Annotated in this window: 18 protein-coding genes; 13 read left to right on the forward strand and 5 right to left on the reverse strand. The window is 71.4% G+C overall.

Features of this window, described 5'->3' with window-relative positions; genetic code table 11:
• The first annotated feature begins 31 nt into the window (after positions 1–31).
• From ACFWGZ_RS06370 to ACFWGZ_RS06380, 3 genes are read left to right on the forward strand one after another with little or no spacing between them, the layout of a single operon-like run.
• A complete protein-coding gene (locus tag ACFWGZ_RS06370) occupies positions 32–1243 on the forward strand; it encodes a serine hydrolase domain-containing protein (protein ID WP_382450419.1) in 1212 nt (403 codons plus the stop codon).
• Positions 1240–2094, forward strand: coding sequence for a sensor histidine kinase (locus tag ACFWGZ_RS06375; RefSeq protein ID WP_382450420.1), 855 nt, complete (start codon positions 1240–1242; stop codon positions 2092–2094). Before ACFWGZ_RS06370 ends, ACFWGZ_RS06375 begins: the two co-directional genes overlap by 4 nt.
• Positions 2091–2726, forward strand: coding sequence for a response regulator (locus tag ACFWGZ_RS06380; RefSeq protein WP_382450421.1), 636 nt, complete (start codon positions 2091–2093; stop codon positions 2724–2726). Before ACFWGZ_RS06375 ends, ACFWGZ_RS06380 begins: the two co-directional genes overlap by 4 nt.
• Here ACFWGZ_RS06380 and ACFWGZ_RS06385 read toward each other — a convergent pair.
• Positions 2723–4168, reverse strand: coding sequence for an aldehyde dehydrogenase family protein (locus ACFWGZ_RS06385; RefSeq protein WP_382450422.1), 1446 nt, complete (start codon positions 4166–4168; stop codon positions 2723–2725). The two genes, ACFWGZ_RS06380 and ACFWGZ_RS06385, sit on opposite strands and share 4 nt — an antisense overlap.
• A gap of 29 nt (positions 4169–4197) precedes the next feature.
• On the reverse strand, positions 4198–4959 hold the full coding sequence (locus ACFWGZ_RS06390) for an IclR family transcriptional regulator (protein ID WP_382450423.1): 762 nt from the start codon (positions 4957–4959) through the stop codon (positions 4198–4200).
• A 65-nt stretch (positions 4960–5024) separates the two neighbouring features.
• On the opposite strand from ACFWGZ_RS06390, the gene ACFWGZ_RS06395 reads away from it, so the two are divergent.
• The 4 genes from ACFWGZ_RS06395 to ACFWGZ_RS06410 are packed head-to-tail and all read left to right on the forward strand — an operon-like array spanning position 5025 to position 7177.
• Entirely contained in the window at positions 5025–5759 is a 735-nt protein-coding gene (locus ACFWGZ_RS06395) for a phosphotransferase (RefSeq protein ID WP_382450424.1), read from the forward strand.
• Positions 5760–5783: 24 nt separating this feature from the next.
• Positions 5784–5936: a hypothetical protein gene (locus ACFWGZ_RS06400; protein ID WP_382450425.1), complete on the forward strand. Its 153-nt coding sequence runs from the start codon at positions 5784–5786 to the stop codon at positions 5934–5936.
• Positions 5937–5952: 16 nt separating this feature from the next.
• Complete coding sequence (locus ACFWGZ_RS06405; RefSeq protein ID WP_382450426.1) at positions 5953–6159, forward strand: hypothetical protein; 207 nt, start codon at positions 5953–5955, stop codon at positions 6157–6159.
• A gap of 22 nt (positions 6160–6181) precedes the next feature.
• Complete coding sequence (locus ACFWGZ_RS06410; RefSeq protein ID WP_382450427.1) at positions 6182–7177, forward strand: YdcF family protein; 996 nt, start codon at positions 6182–6184, stop codon at positions 7175–7177.
• Here ACFWGZ_RS06410 and ACFWGZ_RS06415 read toward each other — a convergent pair.
• The gene (locus ACFWGZ_RS06415; RefSeq protein WP_382450428.1) at positions 7174–7737 is read right to left on the reverse strand and encodes a dihydrofolate reductase family protein; all 564 of its coding nucleotides are present in this window, start codon (positions 7735–7737) and stop codon (positions 7174–7176) included. The two genes, ACFWGZ_RS06410 and ACFWGZ_RS06415, sit on opposite strands and share 4 nt — an antisense overlap.
• 4 nt (positions 7738–7741) lie before the next feature.
• A complete protein-coding gene (locus tag ACFWGZ_RS06420) occupies positions 7742–8470 on the reverse strand; it encodes a glycosyltransferase family 2 protein (RefSeq protein WP_382450429.1) in 729 nt (242 codons plus the stop codon).
• Positions 8471–8547: 77 nt separating this feature from the next.
• Here ACFWGZ_RS06420 and ACFWGZ_RS06425 point away from each other — a divergent pair, with 77 nt between their 5' ends.
• Entirely contained in the window at positions 8548–9000 is a 453-nt protein-coding gene (locus ACFWGZ_RS06425) for a DUF4396 domain-containing protein (protein WP_382450430.1), read from the forward strand.
• A gap of 4 nt (positions 9001–9004) precedes the next feature.
• Here the strand turns inward: ACFWGZ_RS06425 and ACFWGZ_RS06430 are convergent, their stop codons facing one another.
• Positions 9005–9451 carry a hypothetical protein gene (locus ACFWGZ_RS06430; RefSeq protein ID WP_382450431.1) on the reverse strand — a complete coding sequence of 149 codons (447 nt, stop codon included), beginning with the start codon at positions 9449–9451 and terminating at the stop codon, positions 9005–9007.
• Between the two features lie 181 nt (positions 9452–9632).
• Here ACFWGZ_RS06430 and ACFWGZ_RS06435 point away from each other — a divergent pair, with 181 nt between their 5' ends.
• The 5 genes from ACFWGZ_RS06435 to ACFWGZ_RS06455 all read left to right on the forward strand — a co-directional run bounded on the left by ACFWGZ_RS06435 (position 9633) and on the right by ACFWGZ_RS06455 (position 15319).
• Entirely contained in the window at positions 9633–11882 is a 2250-nt protein-coding gene (locus ACFWGZ_RS06435; RefSeq protein WP_382450432.1) for a glycosyl hydrolase family 18 protein, read from the forward strand.
• Positions 11883–11924: 42 nt separating this feature from the next.
• Complete coding sequence (locus tag ACFWGZ_RS06440; protein WP_382450433.1) at positions 11925–12359, forward strand: helix-turn-helix transcriptional regulator; 435 nt, start codon at positions 11925–11927, stop codon at positions 12357–12359.
• A gap of 9 nt (positions 12360–12368) precedes the next feature.
• Positions 12369–12791 carry a VOC family protein gene (locus ACFWGZ_RS06445; protein ID WP_382450434.1) on the forward strand — a complete coding sequence of 141 codons (423 nt, stop codon included), beginning with the start codon at positions 12369–12371 and terminating at the stop codon, positions 12789–12791.
• A 624-nt stretch (positions 12792–13415) separates the two neighbouring features.
• The gene (locus ACFWGZ_RS06450; RefSeq protein ID WP_382450435.1) at positions 13416–14672 is read left to right on the forward strand and encodes a sensor histidine kinase; all 1257 of its coding nucleotides are present in this window, start codon (positions 13416–13418) and stop codon (positions 14670–14672) included.
• On the forward strand, positions 14669–15319 hold the full coding sequence (locus ACFWGZ_RS06455) for a response regulator (RefSeq protein WP_382450436.1): 651 nt from the start codon (positions 14669–14671) through the stop codon (positions 15317–15319). The genes ACFWGZ_RS06450 and ACFWGZ_RS06455 overlap by 4 nt, the downstream gene beginning before the upstream one ends.
• Positions 15320–15337: the final 18 nt, after the last annotated feature.

A 15337-nucleotide genomic window follows, 5' to 3' on the forward strand; every position in this document is an offset into this window, starting at 1 on the left:
CCGCGGGCCCGCGCTGCCTAGTTTTCCGGGCATGATCCTTCCGCTGGGCGCGCTCGCGCTCCTCGTGTCGTCCTTCACGGCCGACGCCTCCTATCCGGGCGTGGCCGTCGCGATCACCCGCGGGGACGAGGTGGTGGCGGTGCGGGGGTTCGGCCACGACTCGTCCGGTGCGCCGGTCACCGAGCACACGAAGATGGCGATCGCGTCGGTCAGCAAGGCGTTCACGGCGCTGGCGGTCCGGCAGCTCGCCGACGCCGGCGAGATCGACCTGGACCGGCCCGTCTTCGACTCCCGCGTCACGCCCCGCCAGCTGCTCGCCCACACGTCCGGCATCAGCGACCGCGCGCTGCCGGAGAAGAGCCTCGCCCAGCCGGACTCGCCGGCGCAGGCCGTGGACCGGGCCCGCGACGTCCTGCGGGAGGCCCGGCCGGACGGGCGGTTCCGCTACACCAACACGAACTACCACCTGGCCGCGCGCCTCGTGGAGGAGGCGTCCGGGGAGGAGTTCAACTCCTACCTGGACAAGCACGTCTTCGGGCCGTTGGGGATGACCGAGACCGTGGCGATCACCGTGACACCGCGCGATCTTCCGCCGGACTACCGCAAGGGGCATGGCTACGCGTACGGGTTCTCGGTGCCGCTGACCGAGCCGGACCGGTTCGTCGCGGGATCGGACGGGATCGTCACCACCGCCGCGGACATGGCGAAGTGGCTGGCCGCGCAGCCGGAGCTGGCGCCCCGGGACGGGATGGGCTGGCAGGAGGATCCGCAGGGACGGTTGCGGCACAGCGGGATCTGGTTCACCGGCACCGCGGGCCAGCTGCTCACCGGGTCCGGGTACGGCATCGCGGTCCTGTCCAACAGCGGCGTGACGCTGGGCAACGAGGGCACGTACGCGCTGGAGAACGCCATCGCGGACCTCCTCGACGGCAAGGCTCCGCCGCCACCGTCGTCCTACCGGCTGGGGATCGACCTGGTCCTGGCCGCGCTGACGGTGCTGTCGCTCGGGTTGTGCGTCCGGGCGCTGCGCAGGCCGCGCAGGTTCGCCAGGGCGTGGCAGGTGCTGAGGATCGTGCCGCTGGGCCTGCTGCTGGCGTCGCCGGCGGTGCTCGGCCTGCTCCACGGCGGCGGGCGCGACATCACGTTCTTCCAGTTGGCGCACTACTCGCTGCCGCTTGTGGTGTGGTTGGGCGTGTCGAGCGTGATGAACATCAGCGTGGCGGTGGTCAGGTGGAGGCGGTGAGGACGGCGGCCCTCGCGGGGTGCGTCGCGGCGGCGGTGGTCGTGTCGCGCTTCATGGACCCCGGTGTTCCCCCGTGGACGGCGGCGGTGTGGATCCCGTTGTTCGCGGTCTCGTTCCTGCTGGGCCGCCGCACCGCGTCCCCGTGGCCCGCGCTGGTCCTCCCGGGCGGCGTCCTCGGAGGACTGACCGGGGCCGTGCTGGTGGGCCTCGCGGTCGCGTTGCCCTGGTTCCTCGGACGGGCCGCGCACCAGCAGGCGGCACTGGCCGCCGCCGGCGTGGAGGCCGCTCACCTGCGGGAACGCACCCGGATCGCCCACGAGGTGCACGACAGCCTGGGGCACGAGCTGAGCCTGCTGGCGGTGCAGGCGGGCGCGCTGGAGCTGACCCTGCCCGAGGAGCACCGGGCCGCGGCCGCACAGCTGCGCGTCACGGCAGCGGGGGCCACGGACCGTCTCGCCGAGCTGGTGTTCCTGCTGCGCGACGGCGATCCGCCGGTCTCCGGCGTGCACGAGCTCGTGGACCGCGCCACGGCCGCCGGCCTGCGCGTCGAGTTCTCCGTGGACGGTGAGATTCCGTCCACAGTGGAACCGACCGTGCACCGGATCGTCCAGGAGGCGCTGACGAACGCCGCCAAGCACGCACCGACGTCCGTGCTGTCGTTGCGGATCACGTGCCGCGACGGCACGACGGTGGTGACGGCGGGCAACGACGCCGGGGTGCGCCGCGGTCCCGGCAGCCGGCTGGGACTCGTCGCGCTGCGGGAACGGGTGCGGCTCGCGGGCGGTACGCTGCGGACCAGCCGCGGCGGCGGCAGGTTCGAGCTGGTCGCCACGCTTCCGGGGGTGCCGTGATCCGCGTCCTGCTCGCCGACGACGAGGCGATGGTCCGCGCCGGGGTGCGGGCGATCCTCGGCTCGGACCCCGGGATCGAGGTCGTCGCCGAGGCCTCCGACGGCCGCGAAGCCGTGGACCTCGCGCTGAAGCACCGGCCGGACGTCGCCGTGCTCGACGTCCGCATGCCGCACCTCGACGGCCTGGCAGCCGCCCGCGAACTGGCCCGGCGGGGGTTCGGCGTCGCGATGCTGACGACGTTCCACGACGACGGCTACCTCGAGCAGGCCCTGGACGGCGGCGCCCGCGGGTTCCTGCTCAAGTCCGGCGACCCGCGCGAGCTGATCGCGGGCGTGCACGCGGTGGCCTCCGGCGGCGCCTACCTCGCGCCCAAGGTGGCGGCACGGGTGATCACCCGGTTCCGCGGCGGCCGCGCCGGCGAGGCCCGCTCCCGCGTCGAGGCGCTGACCGCGCGGGAACGGGACGTGCTCGCGCTGCTGGGGGAGGGCCTGTCGAACGCGCGGATCGCCCGCCGCCTGGACCTCGTGGAGGGCACGGTGAAGGGGCACGTGAGCGCCATCCTGACCCGGCTCGGCACGGAGAACCGGGTGCAGGCGGCGATCCTCGCCCACGAGGCGGGCTTACTGGACTAGAAGGGGAAGTGGCCGTGCTCGCCCGCGATCGTGACCCAGCGCGTCGCCGAGAACGCCTCGACACCCCAGCGGCCCCCGAACCGGCCGTACCCGCTCGCCTTCACCCCGCCGAACGGCGCCTGCGGCTCGTCGTCCACGGTCTGGTTGCCGACGTGCACGATGCCGGTCTGGATCCGTTGCGCCAGACCGAGTCCGCGCCGGGAGTCCTCGGTCATGATGCCCGCGGTGAGGCCGTGCTCGGTGTCGTTCGCGATGGCCACGGCCTCGTCGTCGTCCTCGACGGGCACGACGACGACCGCGGGGCCGAAGATCTCCTCCTGGAAGATCCGCATCCGCGGCGTCACGTTGTCGAGGACGGTCGCGGTGCCGTCGTTGCCGGTGCGGACGCGGGCGCCGTGCTCGACGGCCTCGGCCACGAGAGCGGCGACGCGGCCGGCGGCGCGCTGGTTGATCACCGGGCCGATGACGGTGCCGGGGTCGGCCGGGTCGCCGTGCGGCAGCGAGGCGACCTTGGCGACGAGCTTCGCGGTGAACTCCTCGGCGACGGACCGGTGCACGAGCACCCGGTCGGTCGACATGCAGATCTGGCCCGCGTTGTGGAAGGCGCCGAACGTGGCCGCGTCGACGGCGTGGTCGAGGTCGGCGTCGTCGAGGACCAGCAGCGAGTTCTTGCCGCCGAGCTCCAGCACCGCGGGCTTGAGGTGCTGCGCGGCCAGGGTCCCGACGATCCGGCCGACCTCGGTCGAGCCGGTGAAGTTCACGGCCCGCACCCGCGGGTCGGTGATGAGCGCCTCGGCGACCTCGGCGGCGTCCTCGGGCGCGTTCGTGACGACGTTGAGCGCCCCCGCGGGCAGCCCGGCCTCGTGCAGGACCTCGGCGATGAACAGCCCGGCCGCGATCGGCGCGTCCTCGCTGGGCTTGAGCACCACGGTGTTCCCGGCGGCCAGCGGCGCCGCGACGGCCCGCGTGCTCAGGATGACCGGGGCGTTCCACGGCGCGAACGCCGCGACGACGCCGAGCGGTTCCCGCAGGGCGAGCGACAGCTGACCGGGCGTGTCGGTGGTCAGCACCTCGCCGACGGGCTGGGACACCGCGGCGGCGGCCTCGCGCAGGATGTTCGCGGCGAGCATCGCGTTGAACCCGGCCCAGCCGCCCACACCGCCGACCTCGGCGGCCATGACCGCGACGACGTCCGGTGTCCGCGACTCGAGCAGGTCGGCGGCCTTGAGCAGGATCCGGCGCCGCGCGGACGGGGAGGTCGCCGCCCACGTGGGGAAAGCTGCCTGCGCCGCGTCGACGGCACGCGTCACGTCCGCCTTGCCGCCGGCGGCGACGACGGCGTGGACCTCGCCCGTGAACGGGTTGAGGTCGTCGGTGGTGCGGCCGTCGAGCGCCGGAACGCTGTCGCCGCCGATGAGGAGCTGCCGGGTTTCGCCTGCCACGGTTGAAGATTCAACCGGCAAGGCGTGGATCATCCAAGACTGTCTTCCGGTGGGTGGAAACCCGGCTCCAGCGTCCGGCCGATGCCGCGTGCCGCCACCTGGAGGGCGGCGACCAGCCTGGCCCGCACGGTGCGCAGGTCCGGCACGACGATGCCGAGCGCGGCGATCACGTGCCCGTCCACGTCGACCGGTACCGCGACGCTGCACGCGCCGAGCGTCATCTCCTCGAACGTCTGCGCGTAGCCGTCGCGCCGGATCCGGTGCAGCTGCGCCCGCATCCGCCCCGGTTCGGTGACCGTGTAAGCGGTGATCCGGGTCAGCCCGTGCGCGATCACCTCCTCCTGCACCTCCGCGGGCGCGTGCGCGAGCAGCACCTTCCCGACGCCGGTCGAGTGCAGCGGCAACCGGCTGCCGGTGGTGCTCACGATCGGCACCGACGCGTGCCCGGACACCCGGTCCAGGTACAGGACCTCGGCGCCCTCCCGCACGGCCAGGTGCACCACCGCGCGCGTGGCGGCGTGCAGGTCGTGCAGGAACGGCTCCGCGACCCGGCTCAGGTCGACCTCGCCCGCGGCGAGCAGCCCGAGCCGCCAGATCCGCCGGCCGATCACGTACTCGCCGGTCTCCAGCCGCCGCACCGCGCCCCACTGCTCCAGTTCGGCGAGCAGCCGGTGCGCGGTGCTGATCGGCAGGCCGCCGCGCCGCGCGATGCCGCTGAGCGTCTGCCGGCGGTGGCGGGCGTCGAACGTGCCGAGCAGCGACAGCAGCTTGGCGGACACGGAAGCGGCCATCCGCGAATTCTGCCCGCGGGGAATCCGGCCGGGAAGGACGTGGGCGGGAAGGCCACACTGGGCGGGTGACGTATCTGGGTGAGGGCTGGGACAGCACCGCCGTCCTGGTCGACGGGTGGGTGCAGCGCCGGCCGCGCCGCGCGGAGATCGGGCCGCAGCTCGTGCGCGAGACCGCGGTGATGCCGTGGCTCGCGCCGCGGCTGCCGCTGCCCGTCCCGGTGCCGGAGGTGGTGTCGGCGGACCCGGTCGTGGTCCGGCACCGGCTGGTGCCCGGCGAGCAGGTCGCGGACCTCACGGCGGCGATGGGCGTGCAGCTGGGCGAATTCCTGCTCGCGCTGCACGCGTCCTCTGTGGACGAGGCCGCCCGCCTCGGCGTCGGGCCGCTGGTGCTGCCGGTGGAGCGCTTCCGCGCGGAGGTGCGGGTGCCGGGAGGGGAGGAGCTGCTCGCGCGCCTGGGCGACCTGCCCGCGGACACGCTCGTGCACGGCGACCTCGGCCCAGAACACGTCCTCGGCCGTGACGGCGTTCTGACCGGGGTGATCGACTTCGGCGACGTCCACATCGGAGACGCGGCCCTCGACCTCGCCTGGGCGCTGCACTCGACGCCCCCGGAGTTCGCCGCCGCGCTCGCCCGCACCTACGGCGTCACCGCGGAGCTGCGGGAACGGGCGTCGGTCTGGCACCGGCTGGGCCCGTGGCACGAAGTGCTGTACGGGAACGACATCGGCGACCCGCGGATCACCGAAATTGGTCTGGCTGGAGTACACGAACGCCTGCGGAGCTGGGTATCCCCGATCTGACAAGCCCACCGTCAGGAGGACGAGATGCCCTGGGTTCGCCGGCACCGCCGCAGCGCGCCGTACAGCTTCTTCCGCACGACCACGGTCCGCAGCCACTACCGCAGGCCCGCAGGATCCAAGTGGATCATCGTGGCCATCGCGATCGTCCTGATCGTCCTGCTCATCGCCCTGTTCTGAGGGTAACCTCGCGGGCATGGGACAGTTGGGAGAGTTGTTCCCCGGGCCGAAGGTCCGTCGCGAGGCGACGGACGCCGGCACCGGTGAGGACTTCGAGGAGACCGGACCGCTCGATCTCACGACGGGCGCGGTGCGTTTGAGGCCGCGCCCGAAACCCGCCCAGCCGGCATCCACCCAGCCGGAACCCGGTCAGCCGGCGCGGGAGCCCGAGAGCACGGAGTGATCACCGGTATTACTCTTGCGCGGTGCTCGCCGCGCTGCTGTTCCTCATCCCCGCTTCCTTCTTCGTGCTCGGGATGGTGCGCGACCGGCGCAGGCTGAGCAACGCCATCTGGCTCGGCATCGCCCTGGTGATGCTGTTGCTGCTGCTCGCGGACGTCGGGCGGGACAACCCGGTGCTGAGCCTGCCGCTCGCGTTCGGGTTCCTGCTGGCCGTCGTCGGCCTGCTGCTGCTCCCGCTCGCGCTGCTGGCCAACGGCCTGGTGATGGTGCGCCGCGAGGGCCGGTCGCTGGGCAACCTGCTGTCGTTGCTCGCGGGTCTGGCCCTGCTGGGGGAGATGGCCTACTTCGGCTGGGGCATCCTGCAGCCGAACGACTGGGTCCGCGGCAGCGCCATCGGCCTGTTCCTCGTGTCGGCCTACATCGCGTTCCTGTTCGTGAGCCTGCTGCTGTACTCGGTGGTCTACGGCCGCACCGGCCGCCGCAGCGGGTTCGACGGCATCATCGTGCTCGGCGCAGGGCTGATCGGTTCCCGCGTACCCAAGCTGCTCGCGAACCGGCTCGACCGGGCGATGCGGCTCTACCACCGCGACCGCGCCGCCGGCCGGTCCCCGGTGATCGTCGTGACGGGCGGCAAGGGCGCCGACGAGGAGGTGTCCGAGGCGTTCGCGATGCGCGAGTACCTCGTCGAGCGCGGCATCTCCGCCGACGACGTCGTGATGGAGGACCAGGCCACCACGACCGACGAGAACCTCAGCTACAGCAAGGCGTTGCTGTCCGAACGCGGCCACACCGGCCGCGTCGTCGCCGTCACGAACAACTACCACGTGTTCCGCACCGCCGTGCTGTCGCGCAACCAGGGCCTGCGGCTGCAGGTGATCGGCGCCCCCACGGCCTGGTACTTCGTGCCGAGCGCGTTCCTGCGGGAGTTCGTGGCGCTGCTCGTCCGCAACCCCGTGGTGCACGGGCTGGCGTGCCTGGTCCTGATGGCGGGCGGGCTCGCGCTCACGCAGATCGGCTAGCGCCGCACGTACCTCGTCAGGACGGTGCCGCCGGGGAACGTCCGCGTCTCCACCAGGTCCAGCCGCACCTGGCCGTCCAGGGCGGTGAAGAACGGCTTGCCGCCGCCCACCAGCACCGGGTGGGTGACGATCTCGAACTCGTCGACGAGCCCGGCCCTCAGTGCCGCCGCCGCGACCGTCGCCCCGCCGATCCGCATCGGCCCGCCCTCACCGGCCTTGAGCCGGGTGATCTCGGCGACCACGTCACCGGTCACCACGCGGGTGTTCCAGCGGGTCTCGGTCGTCGCCGTCGAGGTGAACAGCACCTTCGGCGTGTCCCGCCAGTTGCGCGCGAACGCGATCTCCGCCGCGGTGGCGCCCGGCAGTTCGTCGGCGGTCGGCCAGTGGGAGCCCATCGTCTCCCACAGCCCGCGCCCGTAGAGGAACAGCTCGACTGCCTGCTCCCGCGCGAGCCACCACTCGAACAGCTCGTCGCTCGGCGCGCTCCAGCCGAGGTCGCCGTCCTCCGCGGCGACGAAGCCGTCCACGCTCAGGTTCATGCCGTACACCAGTGTCCGCATCGCGTCATCCTTCCGTCGAGCCGTCTGCGGCAGGTGGACCGGCGCGCCGCACGGAACTCATCGGCTGCTCGCCCGCGGGGAAGATCCAGGACGGCCGCCCCCACTTGGCGATGAACGCCCGCGCGTCCACCTCGGTCTGGGCGTGCAGGACCGGGCTCGCGTAGGTGGAGGCGTTGCTGTGCAGGTGTTCCACGGTCACACCGCCGACCCGGACGGTGCCGCCGAGCGCCTGGGCCCGCCACTCCAGGTCGTCGTCGCCGTACCACCAGCGGAACCGCTCGTCGGCCCGCAGCCCGGACCGGCCGTCGACGACGAACGCGTAGCCCGTCATGCGGTGAGGTTTGAGGACCGGTCCCTGCTCGGTGTTGTGCCAGTCCTCGTTGTCGCCGGAGCGGTCCGGGTAGGCGATCGTGGCACCGTAGCGGGTGAGCGCCGCCGTCATCGCCTCCAGGAAACCTCCCGGCAGCACCAGGTCGTCGTTGAGCACCGCCACCGCGTACTCCTCGCCCCGCGCCCGCTCGTGCGCCCAGTCGAGGCCCCGGTTCCACAGCCGGTAGATGTTCGGCGGCTGCTCCTCGTCGCGGACCACGTGCGCCGGGACGTCCGCGACGGGCGGGGTGCTCGCGTTGTCGACGACCAGGACGCGGTCCGGCGGCAGGCCGAGCGTCGCGAGGGTCTGCCGCAGCTCGGCCGGGCGGTCGTGGGTGGGGACGACCGCGAAGGTGAGCGTCATGATCGCCATCATGGCACCGGAGTTGCCGCAGATACCCCCTGGGGGTATCGTCGGGCTCGACTCCGGAGGAGGACGACATGGACCACGCTCCCGCTAGCCTCACCCGCCAGGCGGTCTCCGCGACCCTGCACTGCCTCACCGGCTGCGCGATCGGCGAGGTGCTCGGCATGGTGATCGGCACGGCGCTGGGCTGGGGCACCCTCGCCACGATTGCGCTGGCCGTCGTGCTCGCGTTCGTGTTCGGCTACTCGCTCACGATCCGCCCGGTGCTGCGCTCGGGCCTCGCGCTCAAGGCGGCCGTCGGCGTCGCGCTCGCCGCCGACACCGTGTCGATCGCGGTGATGGAGGTCGTCGACAACGCCGTGATGCTGCTCGTGCCCGGCGCGATGGAGGCGGGCCTCGCGACCTGGCTGTTCTGGGCGGCGCTCGCGTTCTCCCTGGCCGTCGCGTTCGTCGTGACGGTGCCGGTGAACCGCTGGATGATCGCGCGCGGCAAGGGCCACGCCGTGGTCCACCAGAACCACCACTGAGCACTCAGACGCGGGTGAAGCGCATGACCCAGTTCGTCTCCCACGTCTCGCCGCCGTCGTAGGAGAAGGCCTGCTGCCACACCGGTTCCTCGCCCGCGGTCCAGTCGAACCGGAGCCGCACCTCGTGCCCGCCCACCACGTCGTCGCCGAAGAACACGCCGTGCCCGCCGTCGAACCGGCCCTCGAGCGGTGGGTCGAGCCGGCCGGGCGCGCGGCTCGACGCCCACCAGATCCGCCACACGCCGTCGGCGGGGTCGTACTGCCGCAGCGTGAAGCCCTCCCAGCCGGCGGCGCGGATCGTGTCGACGTTGGCCCCGCCGCCGAGTACCGGCCGCGCCTCGGCCTCGGAGCCGAACTCGACCCAGTCGGTGCCGCGGCCGGGGATGTCGGCGATCTTGCGGTTGGCCACGCGCCACCGGCCGTGGAGGAAGTCGAAGTCGTTCTCACTCATGGAACCGGACGCTAAACCGATTCACTGACAACGTATGACAGTGATCAGCCCGTTGACGTAAAGGTCTGGACCATTTTACGGTTCCCGGCAGGGCCGCCGCCCTAGCCAGGAGGTCTTCCCCTTGCGACTGCTCACGAGAGCGGTCCCGGTACTAGCCCTGCTAGCCGGGACCCTGATCGCTGTGACGAACGCGCCCACCGCGGCCGCGGCCCACGAGGACTGCCGGCCGGACGGGCTCTACACGACACCGGGCGTCGAATCGCCGTACTGCACGGTCTACGACACCGCCGGCCGCGAGAACCTGGGTGCCGGCAAGTCCCGCCGCGTCATCGGGTACTTCACCAGCTGGCGCACCGGCAAGAACGGCCAGCCCGGCTACCTCGCCAAGGACATCCCGTGGTCCAAGGTCACGCACGTGAACTACGCGTTCGCGCACATCGACGCCCAGAACAAGATCTCCGTCGGCGACCCGGGACCCGCGAACGCCTCGACCGGCATGCAGTGGCCCGGTGTCGCCGGAGCCGAGATGGACCCGTCCGTGCCCTACCAGGGACACTTCAACCAGCTCACCAAGTTCAAGAAGCAGCACCCGGACGTCAAGACGCTGATCTCGGTCGGCGGCTGGGCGGAGACCGGCGGCTTCCTCAACGCCGACGGCACCCGCAACGCCTCCGGCGGCTTCTACAAGCTCGGCCAGAACCAGGCCGCCATCGACACTTTCGCCGACTCCGTCGTCACGTTCCTGCGCACCTACGGCTTCAACGGCGCCGACATCGACTACGAGTACGCGACCTCGAACAACCACGCCGGCAACCCCGACGACTTCTGGATCTCCAACGCCCACCGCGGCACCCTGTGGGCCGGCTACCAGGCGATCATGAAGACCCTGCGGGAGAAGCTCGACCGCGCCGGCGCCGCCGACGGCAGGCACTACCTGCTCACCGCCGCCGTCCCCGCCTCCGGCTGGCTGCTGCGCGGCCAGGAGTCCTACCAGGTCGTCAAGTACCTCGACTACCTCAACGTCATGAGCTACGACCTGCACGGCTCGTGGAACCACTTCGTCGGCCCGAACGCCGCCCTCTACGACGACGGCAAGGACGGCGAACTCTCCGCCGGCGGCGTCTACACCGCCCCGCAGTACGAGGGAATGGGCTACCTCAACACCGACTGGGCCTACCACTACTACCGCGGCGCCATGCAGGCCGGACGCATCAACATCGGCGTCCCGTTCTACTCGCGCGGCTGGCAGGGCGTCACCGGCGGCACCCACGGCCTGTGGGGCAAGGCGGCCCTGCCGAACCAGTCGCAGTGCCCGCCCGGCACCGGCACCTCGGTCGGCTCCACCACCCCCTGCGGCAACGGCGCGGCCGGCATCGACAACCTGTGGCACGACGTCACCGCGGGCGGCGCCGAAGTCCCGTCCGGCGTGAACCCGTTGTGGCACACGAAGAACCTCGAAGCCAAGATCACGGGTTCGTATGGTTCGCAGTACGGCCTCGACCCCGTGAACGACCCTTCGGACCGCCTCACCGGCACCTACGCCCCGCACTACGACTCGACCCTGAAGTCGCCGTGGCTGTGGAACGACGACAAGAAGGTGTTCCTCTCCACCGAGACCGAGCAGTCGATCGCCGAGAAGGCGAAGTACGTGCGGGACAAGGGCCTCGGCGGCATCATGATCTGGGAGCTCGCCGGCGACTACCGCTTCGACACGGCCAAGAACGAGTACTTCATGGGCGACACCCTGCTGACGACCATCGACTCGGGTCTTCGGGGCGCAGCGCCCTACGGTGCCGAGAAGGCCTCCACCCAGCAGACGCAGTCGCTCGCGGTCGACGTGGACGTGCACGGCTTCGCCCTGGGGGACAACAACTACCCGATCACCCCGAAGATCAAGTTCACGAACCGCTCGTCCGTCACGATCCCCGGCGGCACGAAGATCGCGTTCGACTACGGCACCAGTTCCCCCGGCAGCATGGCCGACCAGTCAGGCTTCCGCCTGCGCGTCACCTCGAAGGGCCACAGCGGCCCCAACGCCGGCGGCCTGCGCGGCGACTTCCAGAAGGCGGAGCTGACGCTCCCGTCGTGGCAGTCGCTCGCCCCGGGCGCCTCGATCGAGCTGACCGTCAGCTACCAGCTGCCGATCGCGACACCGTCGAACTTCGTGTTCACCTTCGGCGGCCAGTCCTACGCGATCTCCGCCGACCACCCGCGCGTGGGCGGCAGCACCCCGCCGACCTCCACGACCACTACTACTACGACGTCCTCTCCAGTGTGCGCGCTGCCGGCGTGGGAGAGCTCGAAGGTCTACAACGGCGGCAACGACGTGGCGCACAAGGGCCGCAAGTGGCGCGCCCAGTGGTGGACGCAGAACGAGGAACCCGGCACCACCGGCGAGTGGGGCGTCTGGAGGGACCAGGGCGCCTGCTGAGCTCGTCAGCGATCTGTCAGGCGCGGGCCTTACGCTGTCCTCGTGACCGCCCCAGACCCGCGCCTGCAGGAGCTCCTCCTGCTCCGCAAGGTCCGCGACAGGATCGACCGCGAGTACCGCGACCCGCTGGACGTGGCGGCCCTCGCCCGAGGCGTCCACCTGTCCGCGGGCCACCTCTCCCGCGCCTTCCGCGCGGCCTTCGGCGAGTCCCCGTACAGCTACCTGATGACCCGCCGCGTGGAGCGGGCCATGACCCTGCTCCGCCGCGGCGACCTGTCCGTCACCGACGTGTGCTTCGAAGTCGGCTGCACCTCCCTCGGCACCTTCAGCACCCGCTTCTCCGAACTGGTCGGCATGTCCCCCAGCCAGTACCGCAAGGTCGCCGCCACCGACGGCCAGGGCATCCCGAACTGCCTGGCCAAAGCCGTGATGAGGCCGATCAGGAATCGAGAAGCGGCCCCCGGCCACTCCGATTAGGTTGACCGCATGTCAGTCATCATCGCCGCCGCCTTCCTCCCCGCGGACGACCCCGAGAAGTCCCTGGCCTTCTTCCGCGACGCCCTGGGCTTCGAGGTGCGCCAGGACGTCGGCAAGGGCACCATGCGCTGGATCACCGTGGGCCCCCCGGACCAGCCGGACACGAGCATCGTCCTGCACCCACCCGCCGCCGACCCCGGCGTCAGCGACGAGGAACGCCGCACCATCGCCGTCCTCATGGCGAAGGGCGTCTACACCGCCCTGTCGCTGGCCTCGCGCGACCTGCAGGGCACGTTCGACCGGGCGCGGGCCTGGGTCGAGGCTTCGGGGGTGGGGGAGGTGCTGCAGGAACCGGAGGACCAGCCTTGGGGGGTGCGGGACTGCTCGTTCCGCGACCCGGCCGGGAATCTGGTGCGCATCAACCAGCTGTGATCGGGGTTTCTCGGGGTTCGGGGTCTGTCTTGATCGCGAGTTGTCCACAGGCTGGTTGGTGCTGTGAGCTGCGGGTTTCTGGTTTCGGCTAGCCTGTGGACAGAGCGGGAACCAAAACCCGGGTTCGCGCGTTGCGTCAGGAGGAATCGCGCGGGGGAGCGGTGGGCAGCGCTCTGGTCGGTCCGCTTTCGACCCCGCCTTCGACTCTGTTGGGTCGCCGCTGCGCTTGGGTCGGTGGGCCAGCGAGTTCGCTGGTCGGCTGGTGTTCGGGCATCCCTCGGTTTCCAGGGGTTGGCTGGGCTATCGGTTGATCCTCACGGGGATTGCCTGGTGCGGCCAGGACCCTCCGCCAATCCTTGAGCCCTCGGTTCGCCGCGAAGGTCCGCGTGCCCAGCCCGGCCCCCGCCGAGCCTGCCTCGCCCGTCCAGCCCACCCGGCCGTCCAGCCCGCCCGCCGAGCCCGGCCCGTTGAGCCCGGCCCGCCGGGCCGAGCCGTTCAACCCCGGCCAAGCCACCCACCCAGGCCGACCCGCTTCGAGACCCCCGGGCCGGCCACCCGACCGCATCCCCTCCGACCGAGCCGCGTTGATCACGGCGCAAAACCCCCGCCAGGTACCGTGACCGCGTGCAGGAGCCCGTGTGGAACGAGTGGCGGCGGCCCGGCCCCACGCCCGCCCAGCGGCGGCGCGACATCATCGTGGCCGTCATCGTGCTGCTGTGCGCGGCCGAGATCACCGTGCTGATCAACAGCATGGGCGCCTTCACCTTCGGCAGCGCACCCAGCCTGCGCGAACAGCTCGCCTGGGTGCTCGCCCTGTCGGTGCCGCTCGTCGTGCGCCGGCGCTACCCGCTGGCCGTCATGATCGTGGTCTCGGTGCTGTTCATCGGTGCGCAGTGGCGGCAGACCGGCGACAACCTCGTGCCGTCGGCCGTGTTGTTCCTCGCGATCTTCACCGTGGGCGCGTGGGAGCGGAACCGGGTCCTCGCGCGCTGGTCGCGCATCGGCGTGATCGTCTGGATGTTCCTCTGGCTCGGCTTCCACCTCGTGCGCGCGATCATCGGGCCCGAGGTGCACTTCAAGAACGCCGCGGGGCCGATGGACCCGATGCTCGCCAGCGTCCTCTACGGACTCGAGTTCAACGTCTTCTTCTTCCTCTTCGCCTACGTGGTGGGCGAAATGGCGTGGACGGCCGCCCGGCGGCAGGCGCAGCTCGAGTTCAAGGCCGAGGAGTTGCGGCGGTCGCAGGAGCAGAACACCCGCGGCGCCATCGCGGCCGAACGCATGCGCATCGCCCGTGACCTGCACGACGTCGTCGCGCACCACGTGTCGGTGATGGGCATCCAAGCCGGCGCCGCGAGGAGGGTTCTCGACTCGGATCCCGTCATGGCGCGCGGCGCACTCCAGACCGTGGAGCAGACCGCGCGCACCGCTATCAACGAGTTGCGCGGACTGCTCGGCGTCCTACGAGCCGATGCCGAGACTGATTCGAAGGCGGCCCCTGGCCTCGACGACCTGCCGGAACTGCTCGACAACGCACGCGCTGCCGGGCTCGAGGTCTCTCATGGTGTCTATGGGGACCCACGCGACGTGCCTTCCGCTGTGGCGTTGTCTGCGTATCGGGTCGTGCAGGAAGCACTCACGAACGTCGTCAAACACGCCGATGCGCGCCATGTCGACGTGCGGATGCGTTTCCTGGAAAGCGCGTTGGAAGTGGAAGTCGCCGACGACGGGCGTGGGAACACGGCGTCCAACGGTTCTGGGTTCGGGCTTGTCGGCATGCGCGAACGTCTGGCCGTGCACGGCGGTTCGCTGGAGGCGGGGCCACGGCGCAAGGCGGGCTATCTCGTCCGTGCATCGCTTCCTACGGAGGAGACGGCGTGAGTTTGCGAGTTGTGCTGGCCGACGACCAGGACCTGGTCCGCGCCGGCTTCCGCGTCATCCTCGGCACCGAACCGGGAATCGAGGTCGTCGGGGAGGCGGGTGACGGCGCCGAAGCCGTCGAGCTGGTGACGTCGCTGCAGCCCGACGTCGTGCTGATGGACGTGCAGATGCCGCGCATGGACGGCCTCGAGGCCACCCGTCGGATCCTGTCCGCCGGGCACAGCACCCGCGTCGTCATCCTCACGACGTTCGACCGCGAGGACTACCTGTTCGAGGCGTTGCAGGCGGGCGCGAGCGGGTTCCTGCTGAAGAACGCGTCGCCCGAGGACCTCGTCGAGTCCGTCCGGGTGGTGGCGCGCGGCGACGCCCTGCTCTCGCCCGAGGTGACCCGGCGGGTGATCGCCCGGTTCAGCGGCACCGGCGCCCGCGAGCGGACGCGGCCTCCCGAGCTCACCGACCGCGAGTTCGAGGTGCTGGTCGAACTCGCCAAGGGCGCGTCCAACGCCGAGATCGCCGCCGCATTGTTCCTAGGGGAAACCACGGTCAAGACGCACGTCTCGCGCGTGTTGACCAAGCTCGGATTGCGCGACCGCACACACGCCGTGGTGTTCGCGTACGAACAAGGGATCGTCACGCCCGGAGGGTGAGCCCTCGGCCGGACGCCT

The sequence above is a fragment of the Lentzea sp. NPDC060358 genome (genome assembly GCF_042725365.1).
Lineage (GTDB): Bacteria > Actinomycetota > Actinomycetes > Mycobacteriales > Pseudonocardiaceae > Lentzea.